Origin of the sequence: Tepidicaulis marinus, from assembly GCF_000739695.1 — a bacterium.
Lineage (GTDB): Bacteria > Pseudomonadota > Alphaproteobacteria > Parvibaculales > Parvibaculaceae > Tepidicaulis > Tepidicaulis marinus.
The window spans coordinates 32,925-55,103 of the sequence record NZ_BBIO01000004.1 but is presented as its reverse complement, the minus strand read 5'-3'; the positions used below and the strand labels follow the sequence as shown (position 1 = coordinate 55,103).

The 22,179-nt window shown below is 62.5% G+C and carries 18 protein-coding genes and 1 pseudogene; 8 read left to right on the top strand and 11 right to left on the bottom strand.

Annotated features, from left to right (window positions below; all coding sequences use genetic code 11):
• The 3 genes from lpxA to lpxB are packed head-to-tail and all read left to right on the top strand — an operon-like array spanning position 1 to position 2,866.
• Entirely contained in the window at positions 1-798 is a 798-nt protein-coding gene (lpxA, locus tag M2A_RS05150; protein ID WP_045443950.1) for an acyl-ACP--UDP-N-acetylglucosamine O-acyltransferase, read from the top strand.
• Between the two features lie 23 nt (positions 799-821).
• Positions 822-1,688, top strand: a complete 867-nt coding sequence (locus tag M2A_RS05145; RefSeq protein WP_045443947.1) for an LpxI family protein — start codon at positions 822-824, stop codon at positions 1,686-1,688.
• Entirely contained in the window at positions 1,685-2,866 is a 1,182-nt protein-coding gene (lpxB, locus tag M2A_RS05140) for a lipid-A-disaccharide synthase (RefSeq protein ID WP_052379227.1), read from the top strand. Before M2A_RS05145 ends, lpxB begins: the two co-directional genes overlap by 4 nt.
• 63 nt (positions 2,867-2,929) lie before the next feature.
• Here lpxB and gltA read toward each other — a convergent pair whose 3' ends face one another.
• Positions 2,930-4,243: a citrate synthase gene (gene gltA / locus M2A_RS05135; protein WP_045443944.1), complete on the bottom strand. Its 1,314-nt coding sequence runs from the start codon at positions 4,241-4,243 to the stop codon at positions 2,930-2,932.
• A gap of 131 nt (positions 4,244-4,374) precedes the next feature.
• The gene (gene gltX, locus M2A_RS05130) at positions 4,375-5,787 is read right to left on the bottom strand and encodes a glutamate--tRNA ligase (protein ID WP_045443941.1); all 1,413 of its coding nucleotides are present in this window, start codon (positions 5,785-5,787) and stop codon (positions 4,375-4,377) included.
• Between the two features lie 345 nt (positions 5,788-6,132).
• Here gltX and M2A_RS05125 point away from each other — a divergent pair, with 345 nt between their 5' ends.
• Complete coding sequence (locus tag M2A_RS05125; RefSeq protein ID WP_052379226.1) at positions 6,133-8,187, top strand: ComEC/Rec2 family competence protein; 2,055 nt, start codon at positions 6,133-6,135, stop codon at positions 8,185-8,187.
• A 29-nt stretch (positions 8,188-8,216) separates the two neighbouring features.
• Here the strand turns inward: M2A_RS05125 and lexA are convergent.
• The 7 genes and pseudogenes from lexA to M2A_RS05090 all read right to left on the bottom strand — a co-directional run bounded on the left by lexA (position 8,217) and on the right by M2A_RS05090 (position 13,672).
• A pseudogene (lexA, locus tag M2A_RS05120) lies at positions 8,217-8,918 on the bottom strand (transcriptional repressor LexA).
• 90 nt (positions 8,919-9,008) lie between these two features.
• A complete protein-coding gene (locus M2A_RS05115) occupies positions 9,009-10,211 on the bottom strand; it encodes a molybdopterin molybdotransferase MoeA (RefSeq protein WP_045443936.1) in 1,203 nt (400 codons plus the stop codon).
• A gap of 10 nt (positions 10,212-10,221) precedes the next feature.
• Positions 10,222-10,701: a cyclic pyranopterin monophosphate synthase MoaC gene (gene moaC, locus M2A_RS05110; RefSeq protein ID WP_045443934.1), complete on the bottom strand. Its 480-nt coding sequence runs from the start codon at positions 10,699-10,701 to the stop codon at positions 10,222-10,224.
• A 2-nt stretch (positions 10,702-10,703) separates the two neighbouring features.
• Complete coding sequence (locus M2A_RS05105) at positions 10,704-11,213, bottom strand: GNAT family N-acetyltransferase (RefSeq protein WP_045443932.1); 510 nt, start codon at positions 11,211-11,213, stop codon at positions 10,704-10,706.
• A gap of 4 nt (positions 11,214-11,217) precedes the next feature.
• The gene (trpC, locus tag M2A_RS05100) at positions 11,218-12,024 is read right to left on the bottom strand and encodes an indole-3-glycerol phosphate synthase TrpC (protein ID WP_045443931.1); all 807 of its coding nucleotides are present in this window, start codon (positions 12,022-12,024) and stop codon (positions 11,218-11,220) included.
• Positions 12,021-13,043, bottom strand: a complete 1,023-nt coding sequence (trpD, locus tag M2A_RS05095; RefSeq protein WP_045443928.1) for an anthranilate phosphoribosyltransferase — start codon at positions 13,041-13,043, stop codon at positions 12,021-12,023. Before trpD ends, trpC begins: the two co-directional genes overlap by 4 nt.
• Positions 13,044-13,081: 38 nt before the next feature.
• A complete protein-coding gene (locus M2A_RS05090) occupies positions 13,082-13,672 on the bottom strand; it encodes an anthranilate synthase component II (protein WP_045443924.1) in 591 nt (196 codons plus the stop codon).
• A gap of 309 nt (positions 13,673-13,981) precedes the next feature.
• On the opposite strand from M2A_RS05090, the gene M2A_RS17165 reads away from it, so the two are divergent.
• Positions 13,982-15,163 carry a divergent polysaccharide deacetylase family protein gene (locus M2A_RS17165; RefSeq protein ID WP_052379225.1) on the top strand — a complete coding sequence of 394 codons (1,182 nt, stop codon included), beginning with the start codon at positions 13,982-13,984 and terminating at the stop codon, positions 15,161-15,163.
• 38 nt (positions 15,164-15,201) lie between these two features.
• Here the strand turns inward: M2A_RS17165 and trpE are convergent, their stop codons facing one another.
• On the bottom strand, positions 15,202-16,716 hold the full coding sequence (trpE, locus tag M2A_RS05080; protein ID WP_045443921.1) for an anthranilate synthase component I: 1,515 nt from the start codon (positions 16,714-16,716) through the stop codon (positions 15,202-15,204).
• 84 nt (positions 16,717-16,800) lie between these two features.
• Entirely contained in the window at positions 16,801-18,684 is a 1,884-nt protein-coding gene (locus tag M2A_RS05075) for a peptidylprolyl isomerase (RefSeq protein ID WP_197052845.1), read from the bottom strand.
• 328 nt (positions 18,685-19,012) lie between these two features.
• On the opposite strand from M2A_RS05075, the gene tpiA reads away from it, so the two are divergent.
• The 3 genes from tpiA to pyrG all read left to right on the top strand — a co-directional run bounded on the left by tpiA (position 19,013) and on the right by pyrG (position 22,087).
• Complete coding sequence (tpiA, locus tag M2A_RS05070) at positions 19,013-19,822, top strand: triose-phosphate isomerase (protein ID WP_081875401.1); 810 nt, start codon at positions 19,013-19,015, stop codon at positions 19,820-19,822.
• Positions 19,823-19,978: 156 nt separating this feature from the next.
• A complete protein-coding gene (gene secG / locus M2A_RS05065; protein ID WP_045443916.1) occupies positions 19,979-20,374 on the top strand; it encodes a preprotein translocase subunit SecG in 396 nt (131 codons plus the stop codon).
• 87 nt (positions 20,375-20,461) lie between these two features.
• A complete protein-coding gene (gene pyrG / locus M2A_RS05060) occupies positions 20,462-22,087 on the top strand; it encodes a CTP synthase (protein ID WP_045443913.1) in 1,626 nt (541 codons plus the stop codon).
• Positions 22,088-22,179 lie beyond the last annotated feature (92 nt).

Sequence of the window (22,179 nt, the reverse complement as noted above, 5' to 3'; positions counted from 1 at the left end):
ATGAGTGACATCCATCCCACGGCGATTATCGACGGGAACGCGTCTATCGGCGCCGATGTAAAAATCGGGCCTTACTGTCTCGTCGGCCCGCACGTCTCGCTGGGAGATGGGGTGGAGCTTCTCTCTCACGTCGTTGTCGAAGGGCATACGAGTATCGGTCCGCGTACGAAGATTTTTCCCTTCGCCGTGATCGGCCATCAGCCGCAGGATCTGAAATACAAAGGCGAGGCGAGCCGGCTTGAAATTGGCTCGGACAATCTGATCCGCGAGCATGTCACCATGAATCCGGGGACGGAAGGCGGCGGCATGGTGACCCGTGTGGGCAATCACAATGCCTTCCTGACTGGCGCGCATGTCGGCCATGACTGCATCATCGGCGATCATGTGGTGTTCTCTAACGCCGTTCTTCTTGCCGGGCATTGTCTGATCAGCGATTACGTCATTCTGGGCGGCGGTGTGGCCGTGCATCAGTTCACCCGTATCGGCGCTCATGCCTTTGTGGGCGGGGCAAGCGCCATCGAGAACGATGTCATTCCTTACGGCATGGCGCTTGGCAACCGGGCGCATCTGGCCGGTCTCAATGTGATCGGGCTTCGCCGGCGCGGTTTTTCACGGGATGAAATTCATGCGTTGCGCGGCGCTTACAAGATGCTCTTTGCCGAAGAGAAAACCTTGCGCGAGCGTTTGGAGCAAGTCGCAGAGACCTATAAGGATGTCGGCGCTGTGCAGGAAATCGTCGCCTTTATCAAAGGTGACACGAACCGTTCCCTTTGCACGCCGCGGCACGAAGCAGCCTGAGTGGTGCGCGCCGGAGGCGGCCGATGAGCGGCAATCCGAAAAATAGCGATCAGTCCCCCCTCGGCATTGTTGCCGGCAAGGGGCAGCTGCCGCTCGCCGTTGCGCAGGCGGCGCACAAGGAAGGCCGCGAGGTTTTCATTGTCGGCGTGCCGGACGAAACAGAGCGCGGCATCGAAGCCTATCCTCATGCTTGGATACCGCTCGGCAAATTGGGGGCAACGGTGCGCGCGCTTAAGAAAGCCGGGTGCCGCGACCTTGTGATGATCGGGCCTCTAGCCCGTCCGGAACTCTCCGCCCTGCGGCTTGACTGGGGCGGCGCAAAATTCCTTCCGCGCTTTTTGAAACTTTTGCGTAATGGCGATGATGCCTTGCTGCGCGGCTTTGTCGATTATTTCGAAAAGGAACATGGGTTTTCCGTTGTTCCCGCCGAAAGCGTGCTGACGGATCTGCGTGCGCCGATGGGGGGGTGGACCAAAGCCTGCCCAGACTCGGCGGACGAGGCCGACATTGCGCGCGGCAAAGAGCTTCTTGCGGCCATCGGTCCTTTTGACATGGGCCAGGGTACGGTCATCTGCCGCAATGTCGTTCTTGCGGTTGAAGGGCCGGAAGGCACGGATGCGATGCTGGCGCGTGTCGCGGCGCTGCCGGCGAGCCTGCGCGGCAAGAAAGGCGCGCGGGCGGGCGTGCTCGTCAAATTGCCAAAGCCGCAGCAGGAACGCCGCGTCGATCTGCCGACCATCGGCGTCATGACAGTGGAGAATGCCGCCGCCGCGGGCCTTGCCGGCATCGCGGTTGAAGCGGGCGGCGCGCTTGTCGTCGATATGCGCGCGGTCGTCGCCCGGGCCGATGAGCTGGGGCTCTTCATTCAGGCGCTGGAGGCTCCGGCGTGAGCGAAGAAAAACCGCTCCATATCATGCTGGTGGCGGGCGAGCCCTCCGGCGATGCGCTGGGCGGCCCGCTCATGGCGGCGCTGCAAAAACTGTCCGCGCGCCCGCTCACCTTTAGCGGGGTCGGCGGCGAGCGGATGAGCGAGCAGGGCATCAGCTCGATCTTTCCGATGACGGATATTGCCGTGATGGGTCCGCGCGAGGTGATCCCGCGCCTGCCGCTCATTCTCCGCCGTATGCGCGAGACGGCCGCTCATGCCGTGGCAACGAAGCCCGATCTCATCGTCATGATCGATGCCCCGGATTTCACCCATAATGTCGCCCGCCGTATCGCCAAGAAAGCGCCGGACATTCCCATCATCGATTACGTCTCGCCCACGGTCTGGGCCTGGCGCCAGGGCCGGGCCACCTCCATGGCCAAACACTTCACCCGCGTGTTGGCGCTGCTTCCCTTCGAGCCGCAATTCTTCAAGGCCCATGCGGGGCTCGACTGCGTTTATGTCGGCCATCCAGCCATCGAGCGCTTGCCGGACGGGGAGGCGGGGCCTGCCTTCCGTGCACGCCATGGGATTGCGCCAGAAACGCCCTTGCTCGTCATGCTGCCGGGCAGCCGGCTCAATGAAGTCAAACGGCTTATCGCGCTGTTCGGAGAGACGATCCGCCGCTTGAGCGAGCAATTGCCGGGGCTCGAAGTCGTGATCCCCGCGCTGTCCCATGTTCGCCCGCTCATCGAAAAGGAAGTCGAAGACTGGCCGGTCCGCACTGTGCTTGTCGAAGGCGAGGCGGAAAAACTCGGGGCTTTTGCAGCGGCAAATGCAGGGCTTGCCGCCTCGGGTACCGTCGCGCTCGAGCTTGGTCTTGCCCGCCTTCCCATGGTGATCGGCTATAAGATCGACCCCATTGCCGCCTGGGCCGTGTCGCGTGCCCTTAAGGTGCCGTCGGTGGTGCTGCCCAATCTCATTCTCGACCGCCCGGCGGTGCGTGAATTCCTGCAGCAATTTTGCACGCCGGAGGCGCTTTCGGGCGCGCTGCTGCCCTTGATGCGAGAAACGCCGGAGCGGGCAAAGGCGCTCGCTGATCTCGATGAGATGCGCGAGATCATGGGGGTGGGCGGCGAGCCTGCCAGCACCCGCGCCGCCCGAGCCGTGCTGGAGCTCTTGCCGGGCGCGGCAAAGACGTAAAACCGCCGGAACAACAAAAAGGGCGCCCCGAAAGGCGCCCTTTATACTGACTTGCCGTAGCGCTTAGCGCTTGGCGGTATCGACATATTCGCGCTGTGTAGCGCCAGTAAAGAGCTGGCGCGGACGGCCGATGCGCTGCTTCGGGTCCTCGATCATCTCGTTCCACTGGGCGATCCAGCCGACCGTGCGGGCCAGCGCGAAGAGCACCGTGAACATCGTGGTCGGGAAGCCCATCGCTTTCAGCGTGATGCCCGAATAGAAGTCGATATTCGGGTAGAGCTTCTTCTCGATGAAATATTCGTCCGAAAGCGCAATGCGTTCCAGTTCCATGGCCACATCGAGCAGCGGATCGTCATTGATGCCGAGCTCTTTCAGCACCGCATGGCAAGTCTGCTGCATGACTTTGGCGCGCGGGTCGTAGTTCTTGTAAACCCGGTGACCGAAACCCATCAGACGGAAGGGGTCGTTCTTGTCTTTGGCTTTCGCGACATATTCGGGGATGCGGTCGACGGAGCCGATTTCCTGCAGCATGTTGAGCGCTGCTTCATTGGCGCCGCCATGAGCCGGACCCCAGAGACAGGCAATGCCCGCCGCGATGCAGGCGAAGGGGTTGGCGCCGGAGGAGCCTGCCAGACGCACCGTCGAGGTGGAGGCATTCTGCTCATGATCCGCATGCAGAATGAAGATCTTGTCCATTGCATCGGCAAGCACGGGGCTCACATTGTATTTTTCCGCCGGAACGGAGAAACACATATGCAGGAAGTTTTCCGCATAAGAAAGATCGTTGCGCGGATAAACCACCGGCTGGCCGATCGAATATTTATAGGCCATGGAGGCGATGGTCGGGATCTTGGCGATCATGCGGCGGCTGGCAATCATGCGCTGCTGCGGATCGTTGATGTCCGTGCTGTCGTGATAGAAGGCGGACAGAGCGCCGACCATGCCGACCATGATGGCCATCGGATGCGCATCCCGGCGGAAACCGCGCAGGAAATATTGCATCTGCTCATGCACCATCGTGTGGCGCGAGATGGCGTAGGAAAACTCGTCATATTCCTGCTTCGTCGGCAATTCGCCGTTCAGCAGCAGGTAGCAGGTTTCCAGGAAGTTGCCTTTTTCCGCGATCTGCTCGATCGGGTAGCCCCGGTAAAGCAGTTCGCCCTTGTCGCCATCGATATAGGTAATGTCGGACTCGCAGCTCGCCGTCGAGGTGAAGCCGGGATCGTAAGTGAAATATCCCGTCTGGCCGTAAAGGGCGCTCACATCGATGACGCTTGGTCCAATCGAGCCTTCATAGACCGGCAGGTCGTAGGTCTTGCCGCCGACTTCCAGTTTGGCCGTCTGCTTCGCTCCAGCGTCGGTTCCCGTTTTCGTCATCGTTGTCCCTATCCTTCTCCTGGACCCGGCTGCGGCGCGGTACCGCGGCGGGCATAGTGCAACATCTTGTTATGCCGCTGCTACTCGGTTTTACCGGCCCGAGTGTAAAACGGCGGATCGGAGCAGGCGTTTCAACCCGCCTGATCCTCGATCCGGCCGAGGGATTCCTCCCGGCCGAGTGAAACCAAAACATCAAATATCCCGGGCGACGTGCTGCCGCCGGTCAGCGCCGCGCGCAAAGGCTGCGCGACTTTACCGAGTTTGAGGCCCATATCCTCCGTGAACTGGCGCACCGCCGCTTCCAGCGCCCCGGTCTCCCAGTCGGGCAGGGCGGCGAGCACTTCATGCAGCTTTTTCAGCGTGGCGCGGGCGTCATCATTCAGCAGTTTCTGAGCTTTTTCATCCAGCGGGATCGGCCGCGTCACCCGAAGGTATTCGGCGCCCTTGCCAAGTTCAATCAGGGTTTTTGCCCGCTCTTTGAGGCCCGGCATGGCTTCGATGAGCTTGGCGCGCAGGCCTGCATCCTCCGGCCAGCCCTCCAGCCGGTTCATCAGCTGCAGCGTCTGGTCCGCCAGCGTTTCGTCGTTCCCCTGGCGGATATAGATGCCGTTGAGGTTTTCCAGTTTCGCGAAATCGAACCGCGCCGGCGACTTGCCGATATTCTCAAGGCCGAACCATTCGATCGCCTGCTCGGTCGAGAACACTTCATCATCGCCGTGGCTCCAGCCGAGCCGGACGAGATAATTGCGCATCGCCTCGGGCAGATAGCCCATGTCCCGGTAGGCTTCCACGCCAAGCGCGCCGTGGCGCTTGGAAAGTTTCGCGCCGTCCGGCCCATGGATGAGCGGCACATGGGCGAATTCCGGCGGCGTCCAGCCGAGGGCCGCATAAAGCTGGCTCTGGCGCGCCGCATTGGTCAGGTGATCGTCGCCCCGGATGATATGGGTGATGCCCATATCCACATCGTCCACCACCACGGAGAGCATATAGGTCGGCGTGCCGTCCGAGCGCAGCAGAATGAGATCGTCGAGCTGATTATTGGCGATGCGTATATCGCCCAGCACATGGTCGCGCACCACGGTTTCGCCTTCCTGCGGCGCCTTGAAGCGCACCACGGGTTTGACGCCTGCCGGCGCTTCGCCGGGGTCCCGGTCCCGCCAGGTGCCGTCATAGCGCGGCGGGCGCCCTTCGGCGCGGGCCTTCTCGCGCATCTCTTCAAGCTCTTGCGGTGAGCAATAGCAATAATAAGCTTTGCCCTCGGCAATCAGTTTTTCGGCGGCGGCCCGGTGCTTTTCCTGGCGCGAGAACTGGTAGACCGGCTCTTCGTCCCAGCCGAGCCCCAGCCAGTTCAGCCCCTCGAAAATCGCATCGATGGCGCCCTGGGTGGAGCGTTCGCGGTCCGTATCCTCGATACGCAGAAGAAACCGGCCCCCGTGATGGCGCGCGAACAGCCAATTGAACAGCGCCGTGCGGGCGCCGCCAATATGCAGATAGCCGGTCGGCGACGGCGCGAAACGGGTGACGACTTTTTGAGTTCCGGTCATTCTAACGTTCAGCTTTATTTTCAGCGGGGCGACCCGCTGGAATTTCAGTCCTGGTGTGGCGTGAAGGCCCAGCCGCGGATTGGCTCAAGGCCAAGGGAACCGTTGCGGCAGGGGCGTAAACAGGCTGCCGTTCTTACCACAGGCAAAGGGGGCGTGGTAGCGTTCCGCGCATACTTTTTCCTGCGTTTCGGGGCCTGAAAGCTAAAATATTCGTGGTTTGTTCTCAAGGAGGGGAATATCGCGCTCGATGCCAGAGATATTTGGCCCTCCGGATCCAAAAGCTGGGCCGGAAGGTGGATATGGGCGCGGCTGAGCGGGCCGGTTTTTTCCCTTTGGGACGGGCTCTTGCGGGAATCGGACAGGTTCGGCCTCTGGGCGCCGGTTTTTCTGGGGTTCGGGATTCTCCTTTATTTCAGCCTGCCGTTCGAGCCGGCCTGGGGCGGGGCGGCGCTCCTTGCCCTTGCCGCCTTCCTGGCGCAGTGGCGCCTTGCGGCGCGCCCGCTCTTGCGCCTTGTGCTGATCGCGGCGGGGCTTGCCGCGCTTGGCTTTGCGCTGGCGGGGCTGCGCGTTGCTCTTATCGATCATTCCCCGCTTACGCGTGAGCTTTCCTACGGCACCTTGCAAGGCACGGTGAGCGCGGTGAGCCGGGAGGGCGAGGGGCGGCTGCGCGCCGATGTGGAAATCGAGGCGCTGGAACATGTGCCGGACCCGCCCCGCAAGGTCCGCCTCACATACCGGGGCTCGGACCCGCATGCGCTCGCTCTGCGGCCCGGCGACCGGATCGAAGGGCCGGTGAAGCTTTGGCCCAATAGCCTGCCCGCCGCGCCCGGCGGGTTCGATTACGGCCGGGTGCTCTGGTTCGAGGGGATCGGCGCGGGCGGGGTCATGCTGGGGGCGCCGCAAGTTCTCGGGCGGGCGGAAGGGATACTCATCTCGGCCCGCCGCGCGCTGCATGCGCTGCGCCAGGCCATCGGCGCGCGGGTGCTCGCCGCTATGTCGCCCGACACCGGCGCTGTCGCCGTCGCGCTAATGACCGGCGAGCGGGCTTATTTACCGGAAGAGGTAGAAGAGAATTTGCGCGCCTCAGGCCTTGCCCATGTGCTGGCGATTTCCGGCCTTCACATGGCGCTTCTGACGGGCGCGCTTTTCGGGGGGCTGCGCCTTTTCATGGCGCTGGTGCCGCGCCTTGCGCTGTATTACCCGGTGAAGAAATGGGCCGCCGCGCTCGCGCTTGCCGGCGCTGGCGCCTATCTCGTCATTTCCGGCATGAGCACCGCGACCCAGCGCGCCTTTATAATGGTCGCACTCGTGCTGCTCTCGCTTATGCTCGACCGGCCGGCCATGACCATGCGCAATGTGGCGCTCGCCGCTTTTGCGCTTCTGGTGCTCCGGCCCGAAAGCGTGCTCTCCGCCGGTTTTCAAATGTCTTTTGCTGCCGTGACGGCGCTTGTCGCGGTTTATGAAACCCGCGCCGCCCAGCTCAACGCCTTGCTGGCGGATTGGCGCGCCCGCGGGCCGCTGCAGCTTGCGCTGCTTTATGGGGCCGGGCTCTTGCTGACGAGTTTCATTGCCGGGCTCGCCACGGCGCCCTTTGCCGCGTTTCATTTCAACCGCGTTGCAGCTTATGGCCTCGCAGGCAACCTCCTCGCCATGCCGCTTGTCGCGCTGCTCGTCATGCCTTTTGCCGTTGCCGCTTTCGCGCTCATGCCTTTCGGGCTCGAGGCCTGGCCGCTCGCCATTATGGAGCTCGGGCTTGAAGGGCTGCTTGCCGCAGCCGCCACCGTTGCCGCCTGGCCTGGCGCGGTGCGCGGCGTGCCGGGCGGGCCGGAAGCCGCCTTGGGACTCATCACTCTGGGCGGGCTCTGGCTTGCTTTATGGAAGGGGCAGGTGCGCTTTGCAGGCAGCTTCTTTCTTGCGGGCGGGCTTTTGCTTTGGGCGCTTGCGCCGCGCCCCGATATTCTCATCTCCGAAAACGCCCGCCTCATCGCAGTGCGCGGGGACGACGGCAGGCTCAATCTCAATGCATCGCGCCCGGCCTTTCAGGCCTCCATCTGGCTGCGGCAGGAAGGCGATACACGCAGCCCCCGCTCTGCATCGGAAAACATGTTTTGGCGCTGCGATGCGCTTGCCTGCCTTTACGAGGCGCCGGGCGCCCCGCGCATTGCCCATATCAAGGACGAACGGGCGCTCGTCGAAGATTGTCCGTGGGCAGATATTGTCGTGATGGAAAGGGATGTGGGCTGGGGGCTTGATGACAAAGCCTGCCGCGCTCAATTGGTGCTCGATTACGGTGACTTGTCGCGCAGCGGCACCCAGGCGCTTTATTGGAACGAGGGAAAGCTGGCAGCGGAAACGGTTAGGGGCGCGCAAGGCACCCGGCCCTGGACACGCCCCTATTAATGTCACGCCCCTAGAGGGCTGCGGCGCGCTTAGTAGCGGCGCATCAGGCCGACAAGGCGGCCCTGAACCTTCACCCGGTCCGGGCCGAAGATCCGCGTTTCATAGGCAGGGTTCGCCGCTTCCAGTGCAATGGAATCGCCTTTCCGGCGCAGGCGCTTCAGCGTCGCTTCGTAGCCATCGACCAGCGCCACCACGATCTCCCCATTATTGGCCGTATCTCAGCGCTGAATGACCACGGTGTCGCCGTCCAGAATGCCGGCCTCGATCATCGAATCGCCTTTTACTTCCAGCGCGTAATGCTCCCCGTTGGAGAGCATGGCAAGCGGCACGGAAACCTGATGGCTTTCCTCCTGCAGCGCTTCGATGGGCGTACCGGCGGCAATCCGGCCCATGACGGAGACGGGCAGAGCGTCGTTCTCGTTGGCAGGGGCAGGCGCCAGGCTCGCAGCAGGGGCGCCGCCGCCCTCGATCACTTCCGGCTCGAAGCCGCGCCCGCGCGCCAGGCTCGGGGCTGCCGCATCGGGCAGTTTCAGCACTTCCAGCGCCCGGGCCCGGTGGGCGAGGCGGCGGATAAAGCCGCGCTCTTCCAGCGCCGTGATGAGCCGGTGAATGCCCGATTTCGAGCGCAAATTCAGCGCTTCCTTCATTTCGTCGAAGGAAGGCGCAACGCCTGTTTCTTTCAGGCGCTCGTTGATGAACATCAGAAGTTCATGCTGCTTGCGTGTGAGCATGGGTGCGGCCCCAATATCTAGAACAAACGATAAACATTTCACTTGTTCTAGTTTGGTTCTTTTTCCGCGTCAACCCTTCTGTGGATAAAATTACCCTTCAAGGGGCAGGACATTAACCAGCGCCCCGGCTTCCGCGGCTGCCGCATGGGGCGGGCGCACGATAAGGCAGCCCGCGCGGGCAAGGCCGGAGAGCATGGAACTGTCCTGAACCGAAAGCGGCTCGGCGCGCCATTCCCCGTCCTCCTCCTCAAGCGCTGCGCGGATATAATCCTGGCGCGTGTCATTGGCTTTGAGCGGCACGGCAAGGCGGGCGGGCAGAAGCCGGGGGTGCGCCGCTTGCCGCCCCTGAAGGCGCATCAGCGCGGCGCTGAGAAAAAGCTCGGCGCAGACAAGGGCGGACACGGGGTTGCCCGGCAGGCCGAGAAAGGGTTTGTCCTTTAGCGCGCCAAACATCAAAGGCTTGCCGGGGCGCATGGCAATGCGCCAGAAGGCAACATCGAGCCCGGCTTCGCCCAGAACATCCTGCACGAGATCGTGCTCACCGACAGAGGCCCCGCCAAGCGTGACCACCATATCGGCCTCTTGCGCCGCTTCCGCTTTTTCCAGAAGGCTTTCCCTGTTGTCCCGCGCAATCCCGAGATCGAGCGGCACGCCGCCGCAGCGGCGGATGAGGGCGGCAAGGCCCGCGCCCGTCGAGGCGACGATTTGCGAAGGGCCCGGCTCCTCGCCGGGGGGCACCAGCTCATCGCCCGTCGCAAAAAAAGCAACGCGCGGGCGCCGGTAAACATCGAGCGCGGTATGGTTTGCGGCGGCGGCAAGAGAAAGCGCGGCGGGCCCGAGCAGCGCGCCTTTTTTGAGCACGGTCTCGCCTTCGCTAAAATCGAGCCCGGCGCGGCGGATATGTTTGCCGGGAAGGGCCGCTTCCAGAATGCGCAGAGTGTCGCCGCTACGCTCCGTATCTTCCTGAATGACGATCGTATCGGCACCTTCCGGCAACGGCCCGCCGGTGAAAATACGCACCGCCTCGCCGGACCTGACCTTGCCTTCAAAGGCGCGCCCGGCAGGCGCTTCACCGATCACTTTCAGCTCCGCCGGAACCCTTGCGGCATCTTCTGTCTTCAGCGCATAGCCATCCATGGCCGAGGCATCGAAAGGCGGCTGCGTGCGCAAGGCGGCAAGCTCGCGCGCCAGCACCCGGTGCCCCGCTTCGGCCAGCGAAACGCGCTCCGCTTCAAGCGGGGCAATGGCAGTGCCGATTTTCTCGATCGCGTCGGCAACGGGAAGAAGAGCCATGAGGAACCTTTTAACCGGCCTCGAAGGTGCCGGATTTGCCGCCCGATTTATGCGTCAGGCGAATGTCGGTGATGCGCATGCCCCGGTCCACCGCTTTCGCCATGTCGTAGATCGTGAGGCACGCGACATTGACGGCGATCAGCGCTTCCATCTCGACGCCCGTCTGTCCGCTCACTTTCACCGTGGCGCTCACTTCGATGGCAGAGGCCTCTTTGTCCGCTTCAAGCTCGACGGAGACTTTGGAGAGCATTAAGGGATGGCAAAGGGGGATGAGGTCCGCGGTCTTTTTCGCCGCCATGATCCCGGCAAGGCGCGCGATCTCGATGACGTTTCCCTTGGTGATCTTGTTGTCGAGAATGAGGGCAAGCGTTTCGGGGGCCATTTCGATGCGCCCTTTGGCGGTTGCGGTGCGCTGCGTCACGTCCTTGGCCGAGACATCGACCATATGCGCCGCGCCCTTGTCATCGAGATGGGAAAGCTTGCCCGCCATGCTTAAAGCTCCTTGCGCATGAAACAGCGCCGGTCGATGGGAAGGCCGCTTTCTTCTTCATGCGCGTGAATGATGAAAAAGGCCGGCGACCAGTCTTCCCGCTCTACCACCGCAAATCCCTGGCGGCCATAATAAGGCGCGTTCCAGGGCACGTCTTTAAAGGTGGAAAGCGTCACTGCCGGTTTGCCGAGCGCTTTGGCCCAATCGGAAACGGCGTTTAACAGCCGCTGCCCAATTCCGCGCCGGCCATGTGCCGGATCGACGGATATTTCATGCACGAAAACCGAATGGTCGAGCGGCGAAGACATGGCGAAGCCTGCCAGCGCGCCGTCTTCCGCCTCGGCCACGAAACAGCCTTTCGCCCGCACGAAGGCGGCCGCCATTTCCGGTTCCATGAATTTATGTGAAAGATGCCCCATGCCGACGGTCTTGAAGAGCTGTCCCGCCGCCACCTCGACGGGGCCGAGAGCGGGAACGTCGTCAAGCGTGGCAAGGCGGATTTGGTAACTCATCGGGTCAGGCTCTCATCTCTTCTTTGCGAAGCAATGCGCGCGTTGCCTGTTCCACATCCGCCTGACGCATCAGGCTTTCCCCGATCAGGAAGCTGTTCACGCCGCAAGCGGAAAGCATGGCAAGATCGGCGGGCGTGTTGAGGCCGCTTTCCCCGACAATCAGTTTGCCTTTGGGGACAAAGGGTACGAGACGCTTAGTCGTCTCCAATGTCGTCTCAAAGGTCTTCAAATTCCGGTTATTGATGCCGAGCAGCGGCGAGGAAAGCACGCCTGCGCGTTCCAGCTCTTCCTCGTTATGCACTTCCACCAGCACGTCCATGTCATAGCCATGCGCGGCGCTTTCAAGTTCGAGCGCCTGTGCGTCGCTGACCGCCGCCATGATGATGAGAATGCAATCCGCGCCCAGCGCCCGCGCCTCGGCCACCTGATAAGTGTCGTACATGAAATCCTTGCGGATGACGGGCAGGGCGGTTGCCGCGCGGGCGGCGACGAGATATTCCGGCGCGCCTTGGAACGAAGGCGTGTCGGTGAGAATGGAAAGACAGGCCGCCCCGCCTTTTTCATAAGCCTTGGCAAGTTCCGGCGGGTTGAAGTCCTCGCGGATAAGACCTTTGGACGGGCTTGCCTTCTTGATCTCGGCAATCAGCCCATAACGCCCTTGCGCTTCCGTCTTCTGCAGCGCCTTGTAAAACCCGCGCACCGGCGATTGGCTTTCGATCTCCGCTTCAAGCGCGCTTAAGGGTTTGGTCGCTTTCGCTGCCTTGATCTCTTCCAGTTTATAGGCGCCGATGCGCTCCAGAATATCGCTCATGGCTCAAGCTCGTTCGATACAGCGACGAGACGTTTCAGTGCCTCTTTCGCCCGGCCTTCATCGATGGATGCAGCGGCCATGGCAACGCCTTCTTTCAAATTTTGCGCTTTTCCGGCAACGATCAATCCCGCCGCGCTGTTGATGAGCACGATATCGCGGTAGGCGCCGGGCGCCCCGTCGAGGAGCCGCGTCAGCGCGCCCGCATTCTCCGCCGGATCGCCGCCCTTCAGCGCTTCGGGGTCGGCGGGTGGCAGGCCTGCCTCTTCCGGCGTCACGGTGAAGCGGCGCACCTTGCCGTCTTTCAGTTCCGCCACATGGGTCGGCCCCGTGGTGGTGATCTCATCGAGCCCGTCCGAGCCATGCACGACCCAGACATGTTCCGAGCCGAGTTTCTTGAGCACATGGGCAAGCGGTTCCACCCATTTTTCCGCAAAGACGCCCATCAGCTGGCGCTTCGCACCTGCCGGGTTGGAAAGCGGGCCCATCAGATTGAAGATCGTCCGTGTGCCAAGTTCCACGCGCACCGGACCCACATGTTTCATCGCCGCGTGATGGTAAGCGGCGAACATGAAGCCGATGCCCGTCTCCTCGATGCAGCGGCTGATATGGGCGGGCGTAATGTCGAGTTTGACGCCGAGCTTTTCCAGAACTTCCGACGAGCCGGAGCGTGAGGAAAGCGCCTTGTTGCCATGTTTGGCAACGGGCACGCCGCAGCCGGCAAGCACGAAGGAAACCGCGGTTGAAATGTTGTAGGTGCCGGAGGCATCGCCCCCCGTGCCGCAGGTGTCGATGGCGCCTTCCGGGGCGTTCACATGCGTCGCCTTGGCGCGCATGATCGCCGCGCCCGCGGCAATCTCTTCCACCGTTTCCCCGCGCACCCGCAGCGCCATCAAAAAAGCGCCGATCTGCGCCGGGGTCAGCGCGCCTGTCATCATCGCCTCGAAGGCCGCCGTCGCTTCGTCAGCAGTCAAAGGATGGGCGTCGGCGACTTTCGCGATCAGCGCTTTGAAATCCGTCATGGGGTCTTCTTTGTTTCTGGTCTTTGGGCGGCAGGGTCTCAGGCGGTTTCGGTAACGGCAATACCCGCAAGCTCGAGGAAATTGCGCAAAATGTCGTGCCCGTGCTGTGAGGCGATGCTTTCTGGGTGAAACTGCACGCCGTGAATGGGCAGTTCCTTGTGCTGCACCCCCATGATGACGCCGTCATTGGTCTTCGCGGTGACTTCCAAACAGTCCGGCAGGCTTTCCGGCTCTATGGTCAGCGAATGATAGCGTGTCACTTCCAGCGGGCTCGGCAGCCCGGCAAAGACGCCTTTGCCCGTGTGATGAACGGGCGAGATCTTGCCGTGCATGGGCGAGGGCGCGCGCACGATCTTCGCGCCGAAGGCCTGGCCGATCGCCTGATGGCCGAGACAGACACCGAAGATCGGCAACGTCCCGGCGGCCGATTTGATGAGATCGAGACAGATACCCGCTTGATCCGGATCGCACGGGCCCGGCGAAATCATGATGCCCTGCGGCTTCAGCGCCAGCGCGTCGCGCACCGACAGCGTGTCGTTGCGGCGCACTTCGGTTTCGACCCCCAGATCGCCGAGAAAATGCACCAGATTGTAAGTGAAGCTGTCGTAATTATCGATCAGCAGGAGCATGGGCGTACTCGCTCAGAATTAGATGGGCCGGACCTCCGCAAAAGCGGCCAAATGCATATAGGGGCGGAAGGTTCCCGTTTATAGGTGCGCTCCATGGCCGGGCACAAGGCGCTAAGGCGATTTTAAGGGTCAATGGGGTAAGAAATCCACAGATACCGGGCGGTGCGGCGCTTGCCGGATCGCCTCTAAATATGGTCTTATCCGCGTGACATGACACAGTATATGGGGGCCACCCAGCCGGGGCAAAGGCGGCAGCCCGGGCCAAATCTGAGGAGAACCAGCCGGCGCGCCGGTCTGGCCCAGGAGGCATTGCTTCTTGCCGCGCTGCTTTTCGCCGTGGGGCTCATCTCCGGGGCGGGGATCGGTCTTGCCCTTCCCGATGTGGCGATGGCTCTGGGTTTGAAGAAAGAGGGGCCCTCGCTCTCCGTGCCGCTGGCGCCCGGCCCGCAAGTTGCGTCCGCCGATATTCTGCCGCTCCCCCGTGTCATCGAGCCTGCCAATGCCGTCGAACCGGCCTTCCTGATCGCCGAGCCGCTGCGCCACCGTAAAGGCGATCTCGGCGGCCTGCGCTTCGCTGGTCTTAAAGGCGGGGCCGCTCCATCTCCCGCCGCGCAGCCTGCAGCCGAAGAACCGGCAGAGCAGCAGGTCGCTGCCGTCTTTGAAGACCGTCTGCCGGAGGGCGAGCTTGTGACCGGTTCCGTCACCAAGACGCCAAGCGCACCGGCCGCCGCGCCTTTAGAAGAGCAACAGGTCGCGGCCCTTGCGCCGCCCGCCAACGAAGCCATCGCGGAGCAAACGCCGCTTCTCGGGCCGGACGCGCCGCAGATTTCTCTCATCCTCGATGATTTGGGGCTGAATGCGGCCGCCGCGCGCCGCGCCTTGAAGCTGCCCAAAGCCGTCACGCTTTCCTTCCTGCCCTATGGGGAGGCGACCTCGCGCCTTGCCGCCGAGGCGCGCGAGGCAGGCCATGAGGTGATGCTGCATCTGCCCATGGAGCCGCTGGGCGATGAAGACCCCGGCCCCAAGGCGCTCACCACCGGCATGAGCCCGGCGGAGATCGAGGAGGCGGTGCGCTACAATCTCGCTGCCTTCAGCGGCTATAGCGGCGTCAACAATCACATGGGCAGCCGCTTCACCGAAGATGTGCGCGCGCTCATCCCCGTCATGCGGGTGCTGCGCGAAAAGGGTCTCTTTTTCGTGGACTCGCTGACCAGCGAACGCTCCCGCGCCGGGGAAGTCGGGCGTATGGCGGGCGTGCCGGGCATGGCGCGCGATGTCTTCCTCGACCATGCCGAAGGGCCGGACCATTTGCTGCACCAGTTGCAGCTTCTGGAAGAAAAGGCGCGTAAAAACGGACGGGCCGTCGCTATTGCCCATCCGCACGATTTGACGCTTGAAATGCTGGACATCTGGGTGCGCAGCCTGGCTGCCAAGGGCATCAGGCTTGTGCCGGCCTCCGAAATCATTGCGCAGAGCGCTGCGCGCGGCTAAGCGCTCTTTACCCTGACTATTCTTTAATTGTTGCCGGCTTACTGCCCGCGGCCCGTTTGCGAGGCAAAGCGCACCGCTTCTTCGGCGGCCCGGAAAAGCGCCTTCGCCTTGTTCACGCTTTCCGTATATTCGCCTTCGGGGCTGGAATCGGCGACAACGCCGCCGCCCGCCTGCACATACATCTTGCCGTCTTTGACGATGGCCGTGCGCAGCACGATGCACGTATCCATGTTGCCGCCCGCCGAGAAATAACCGACGCAACCGGCATAAGGCCCGCGCTTTTCAAGTTCGAGCTCGTCGATGATTTCCATCGCCCGCACTTTCGGCGCGCCCGAGACGGTGCCTGCCGGAAAACCGGCAATCAACGCGGAAATCGCGTCATAGCGGGCATCATCGAGCTCGCCGCGCACATTCGAGACGATGTGAATGAGGTGCGACGTATATTGCAGGGCGAATTGGTCGGTCACTTCCACCGTGCCGATCTTGGCGACACGGCCCACATCGTTGCGCCCGAGATCGAGCAGCATCAAATGCTCGGCCCGCTCCTTGGGATCGGAAAGAAGATCGGCTTCGATCGCCGCATCTTCCGCGCGGGTTTCCCCGCGCCGGCGTGTGCCCGCAATGGGGCGGATCGTGACTTCGCCGTCATGCACCTTGACCAGAATTTCCGGGCTCGAGCCGACGATGGAAAAGCCGTCGAAATTCAGGAAGTAAAGGTAAGGCGAGGGGTTGATCCGGCGCAGCGCGCGGTAAAGCGCAAAGGGCGGCAGATCGAACGGCGCCTCGAAGCGCTGGCTGAGCACGACCTGAAAGATGTCGCCGGCAAGGATATATTCCTTCGCCTGCTCGACCATCGAAAAATACGTCTCTTTCGGCGTGTTGGAAGCGGGCTCGGGAATGGCCGCTGCATCGGCGGCCTCCTCGACATGCGCAAGCGGGCGGTCGAAGTTCTCGATCACCGCGTTCAGCCGCTCGCTGGCGCGCACAAAGGCGGCTTTCGCGTTCACCGAGGTGTCGGGGCGCACGGGCGTTACCAGAATGACTTCGTCTTTGACGGAATCGAACACCGCGATCACCGTCGGACGCACGAAAAGCCCGTCCGGCAGGCCGAGCGCATCCGGGTTCTCATCCGGCAGATGCTCCATCAGCCGCACGGCGTCATAGCCCAGATACCCGAAAACCCCCGCCGCCATGGACGGCAGGACTTCGGGAATGTCGAGCCGGCTTTCCTCAAGAAGTGCGCGCAGCGAGGTCAGCGTGTCCTCCGCGCAAAGCTCGAACGCCTTCGCATCGAACGCCGCCTTCCGGTTGATTTCTGCTTTATTGCCTTTGGAACGCCAGATGATGTCCGGGTTCAGCCCGATAATGGAATAGCGCCCGCGTGTATCCCCGCCTTCCACCGATTCCAGCAGGAAGCTGTTCGGCGCATTCGCGGTGATCTTCAGATAGGCGGAGACCGGCGTTTCCAAATCGGCAACGAGGCGCGTCCACACAAGCTGGGGTTTCCCGGCCTGATAGGTTGTCTCGAAGCTGCCGAAATCGGGTTCAATCATGACGAGTCGATGCGGGGCCCCGCATCCCTTATACTCAGGTGTGCGCTACGGGCGGCTTTCTAGCAGAAATACCGCCCGTTGCACTTAGTTTCCGATGATGCGGTTGATCAGGGTCTGGTTGACGCTGATGCCGTATTTCTCCTGCAGGGACGCAACGAGCGTGCCCACAATATCGTCCTGCATGGTCTCCCGCAGCGTTTCTTCCAGCGAGGCGACGGCTTCCTTGTTGTCTTCCACCGAAGGCGTGCGCACCTCTTTCACCTTCATCAGAAGCAGGCTGTCCCCATAGCCCACGGAGCCGAAGGTGAACTTGCCTTCCGGCGTGCCGAAGAGATTGGCAACGGCAAAGCGCGAGAAGGTCTCGTTGCTGGAGCGGCGGGAAAGCGGCGGGGAGGTGAGCACCGCCCGGTCGAATTCCCCGGCGATTACCTCGAAAGGCTCGCCGCCATTGCCGCGCGCTGAAAGGCTCTCGGCCAGCTCGACAAGCTCGCCCCGGCGCTTTTCGCGCATCCACAGCTCGACGACCTGATCGCGCACTTCCTCCAGCGGCTTGACCGCAGGCGGGTTCACGCCGGTCAGATCGATCCAGTAATAGCCATCGTCTTCCGTCTCGATGGCATCCACCTCTTCGCCTTCTTCCATGGAGAAGGCGGTTTCGAGCAGTTTGACGAGATCGGGGATGTCGGCAGGCTCGCCGTTTGCTTTCAGCCCGTCGCGCGTCACGCTTTCCACCCGTTCGAGCGGAATGCCCACTTGGGCGGCAATGTCGGCAAGCGGCACGCCGGCGGCGCGCTCATCTTCCACCCGGTTATAGATATCGAAAACGTCCTGCACGGCTTGCTCCGAGGCAAGCTGCTTGGTCAATTCCTCGCGCACATCGGCAAGTTTGGCGGGCTTTGCCGGGGTGACGGAGAGAACCTTGATGACCACGGGGCCGAGCGCACCTTGCAGCGGCTCGCTCACTGCGCCTTCTTCAAGCGCGAAAGCGGCATCCGCCACCTCCTTGCTCAGAAGATCGCCGCGGGTCAGGTTCTCGCGCAGCACGTCCTCTTCGGAAAGGCCGGTGGGCGCCAGCACGTTTTCAAGCGTGTCGCCCTGGCGCAAGTTCGAGGCGGCTTTTTCCGCCGCTTCCATTTCCGCGAAAGGGATCTGGTAAAGCGTGCGCGTTTCCGGTTCGTCATATTGGTCGCGCCGTTCCTCGAAGGCGTCTGCCAGCGCTTCCTCGCTGATGTCGATGGAGGCGGTGATGGTTTCCGGGCGGATCACCAACACATCGAAACTGCGTGTTTCGGGCGTAGAGAAGTTTGCCGCGGCCTTTTCGTGCAGTTCTTCGATTTCCTCTTCCGTGGGTGGTTCCGGATCGCTCGCCATGTCCGGGGTCAGGATAATGTATTCGGCCAGGCGCTTTTCATTGCGGTAGCCGTAGATCAGTTCCGTCAGCGCGTCCGGCACATGGGTGCCGGAAATCGCCGCGCTCAAAAGCTGGTCCCGTTCCAGGAACTCGCGCCGGTCGTTGATCATCGTGCGCTCGTCGATCCGGTTCTGCGCCAGAATGAGATCGAAGGTCTGCTGATCGAAGCGGCCGAAGGGCCCGTGAAAGCTCGGGTCTTCGTAAATATCCTTCGCCACGGTTTCGTCCGCCACGGCAAGGCCCATCTCTTCGACCTGCGCGTTCAGCGCGGCCATGCCCACGAGCCGGGCGATCACCTGCCGGTCGAGCCCGTATTCCCGGCCCTCCACCGGGCCGATGGGCCGGCCCAGCCGGTCGGAAAGCTCTTCGAGCTGCTGCTGATATTCGATCCGGAACCGGTTGGCGGGAACTTCCTGCGTGCCCACCTCGGCGACCACATCGCTGCTATACCCGCGAAAGATATCCGCGACCCCCCAAACGGCGAAGCTGAGCGCAATAAGGCCGATGAAGATCATCCCAACCCAGCCGCTGGCGTTTTTACGTAACGTGTCGAGCATTGATAGGTCCCTGGTGTTGCCCCGGCCGGTTCGCAGCATCGCTGCCCGGACGGATAGGTCGCCGGAAAGGGGTAAAGGGCCGCGCCCTTCATTCCGCAATCAGGCCGTCATGTTCCCGCGTCAGAAAATCCCCCGCAAGGCCGGGCATGATAGGGGCGGGCGTGTGCGGGCACAAGCTCTTGAGCCACTTAACCTATTGGCCTTTTCCCGGCGGTTTGCTAAACGGCGCCTAAGCAAAGTTCCGGGGGAGAGTCGCGGCGCCCATCGCGTGACCGCTTGAGCGCTTCCCGTTCTATCATCCGTACCGGCCAGAGGGGATAAGTTGACCATGGCAGCGAGCAAATCGGCGAATGGCGCCGCGAAAAAGGCACCGCAGCGGCAGGCAAGGCCGCCCAAAGCACTTGTTGCCGGCAACTGGAAGATGAACGGGCTGAAAGCGAGCCGCCGGGAAGTGGCGGCATTGGCGAAAAAACTGGCGGGCGCCGGGCGCGTGCCTTGCGAGGTGCTGATCTGCCCGCCCGCCACGCTGATCGCCTCCCTGGCCGATACGGCCAAGGGTAGCGCCGTGAAAATCGGCGCGCAGGATTGCCACGCCAAGGAGTCGGGCGCCCATACCGGGGATATCTCCGCCGAGATGGTTAAGGATGCAGGCGGCAAATTCATCATTGTCGGCCATTCCGAGCGCCGCACCGACCACGGGGAAAGCGACAAGGATGTGCGGGAGAAATCGCAGGCCGTTTACCGGGCCGGTCTCACGGCCATTGTCTGCATCGGGGAAACGGAAGCCGAGCGTGATCAGGGCGCGACCCTGAAAGTCCTCACCGCCCAGCTCAAAGGCTCGCTTTCAGATCAGGTGACGCCTAAGAACACCGTTATCGCTTATGAGCCCGTCTGGGCCATCGGCACGGGCCGCACGCCCACCGCCGGGCAGGTCCGGGAGGTCCATGCTCATATCCGCAAGCGTCTCGTCGCCCGTTTCGGGGAAGAAGGCGCGAAAATCCGCATCCTTTACGGGGGCTCGGTGAAACCCTCCAACGCCGAAGAGCTGATGGCCGTGCCCAATGTCAACGGCGCGCTGGTCGGCGGGGCGAGCCTCAAGGCGGCGGACTTTTTCGGGATTATCGGCGCCTATCTCTGATTTCCGGGAGGTTCGGCGCTTTGCCTCCCGCAAAAGCGCCGTTTCGGCTCGATTAACGCTATTCGCGGGCTGGTATTCCGCCGGGTCTTGGTTTAAAAGCGCGGCATCTGCGTAAACACCGCATCTGTCAGGCCCGCGGGCAAAGGATACGTCGTCATGGCCACCATTTTGATCGTTATACATCTGCTGATTGCGGTATCGCTTGTCGCAACCGTCCTTTTGCAAAGGTCGGAAGGCGGCGCGCTGGGTATCGGTGGCGGTGGCGGCGGCGGCATGGTGAGCAACCGGGCCGCGGGCAATGCGCTGACCCGGGCCACGGCGGTCCTGGCCGCGCTTTTCTTTGCGACCAGCATCGGCCTAACGCTGCTTGCCCAGGCGGAAAAGCAAGGCTCGTCCATTCTCGAGCAGGTTCCTGCCGGGGTGAGCGAGGAGCCGGTCGAAGCGCCTGAAACGCCGGTTCCCGGCGTTCCTTCCGCGGATGAGGCAGGCGAGGGGGCGGCGGCGCCCGCCGCGCCGGTTTCCGAAGAACCGCAGGTGCCGAGCGCCGATTAACCGACGTTTTCCAAGAAATGAGTTTTTGACGTGCGAAAGCTATTTCCGCGCTTCGAATCGCATTGGCTTCGTATAGGATAAGGGTCCATGACGCGGTATATATTCATCACCGGCGGCGTGGTTTCTTCCCTAGGGAAAGGCATTGCATCCGCAGCACTCGGCGCGCTTCTGCAAGCGCGCGGGTTTTCCGTCCGCTTGCGCAAGCTGGACCCCTATCTCAACGTCGATCCGGGCACGATGAGCCCGTTCCAGCACGGGGAAGTGTTCGTCACCGATGACGGGGCGGAGACAGATCTCGACCTCGGCCATTATGAGCGCTTTACCGGCCGGCCCTGCTCGAAGGGCGACAACATCACCACGGGCCGCATCTATCAGGACATTATCGCCAAGGAACGCCGGGGCGATTATCTGGGCGGCACGGTGCAGGTAATCCCGCATGTGACCGACGCCATCAAACAATTCGTTCTCGACGGCAATGAGGGGGTCGATTTCGTGCTTTGCGAGATCGGCGGCACGGTCGGCGATATCGAGGCACTGCCTTTCTTCGAGGCGATCCGCCAGCTCGGCAACGAGCTGCCGCGCGGCGCCACCTGCTTCATCCACCTGACGCTCATGCCTTTCATTCCGAGCGCCGGGGAAATGAAGACGAAACCCACCCAGCACTCGGTCAAGGAACTGCGCTCCATCGGCATTCAGCCCGATGTTCTGATGTGCCGCTGCGACCGGCCCATTCCGGTGGAAGAGCGGCGCAAGATCGCGCTCTTTTGTAACGTGCGCGAGACGGCGGTCATTCAGGCCATCGATGTCGATACGATTTACGACGTGCCCTATCGCTATCACCTGGAAGGTCTCGACACCGAAGTGCTCGGCGTGTTCGGCATCGAGGCGCCGGTGCCGGACCTGACGAGCTGGCAGAACATTTCCCATGTCATCCGCGAGCCGGAAGGCGAAGTGACCATTGCCATTGTCGGCAAATATACCGGCCTTAAAGACGCCTATAAGTCGCTGATCGAAGCGCTCACCCATGGCGGCATCGCCAATAAGGTGAGGGTCAATATCAAATGGCTGGAATCCGAGATTTTCGAAGACCCGGAGCAGATGCATCACCTGGAAGATGTGAACGGCATTCTCGTGCCGGGCGGCTTCGGTGAGCGCGGCTCGGAAGGCAAGATCGCGGCGGCGCATTTCGCCCGCACCCGCGCCGTGCCTTATCTCGGCATCTGCTTCGGCATGCAGATGGCCGTCATCGAGGCGGCCCGCTATATGGCCGGGATCGAGAAGGCGAGCTCCACCGAGTTCGGCCCGCAGGAAGAACCGCTGGTCGGCCTGATGACCGAATGGATGCAGGGCGAGGAACTGGTCAAGCGCGGCTATGATTCAGATCTCGGCGGCACGATGCGCCTCGGAGCTTACGATGCGGCGCTGAAGCCCGGCTCAAAAGTCGCGGAGATTTACGGCGGCACAGAGATCAGTGAGCGCCACCGTCACCGTTTCGAGGTCAACATGGCTTACCGGGAGCGGCTGGAGGAAAAGGGCTTGCTCTTCTCCGGCACCTCGCCGGACGGGCTCCTGCCGGAGATCGTCGAGCTGCCGGATCATCCCTGGTATATCGGCGTGCAGTTCCACCCGGAGTTGAAATCCCGGCCCTTCGATCCCCATCCGCTCTTCAAATCTTTCGTCGAAGCGGCCTTGGCGCAGAGCCGCCTCGTGTGAGCATGGTGGAATCGGCCCGGTTTTGCATTAGAGTGGGGCGGGCCGGATCTGCCGGCACTCGTGAGGACATGCCCGCCAAGCGGGCTTAAAGG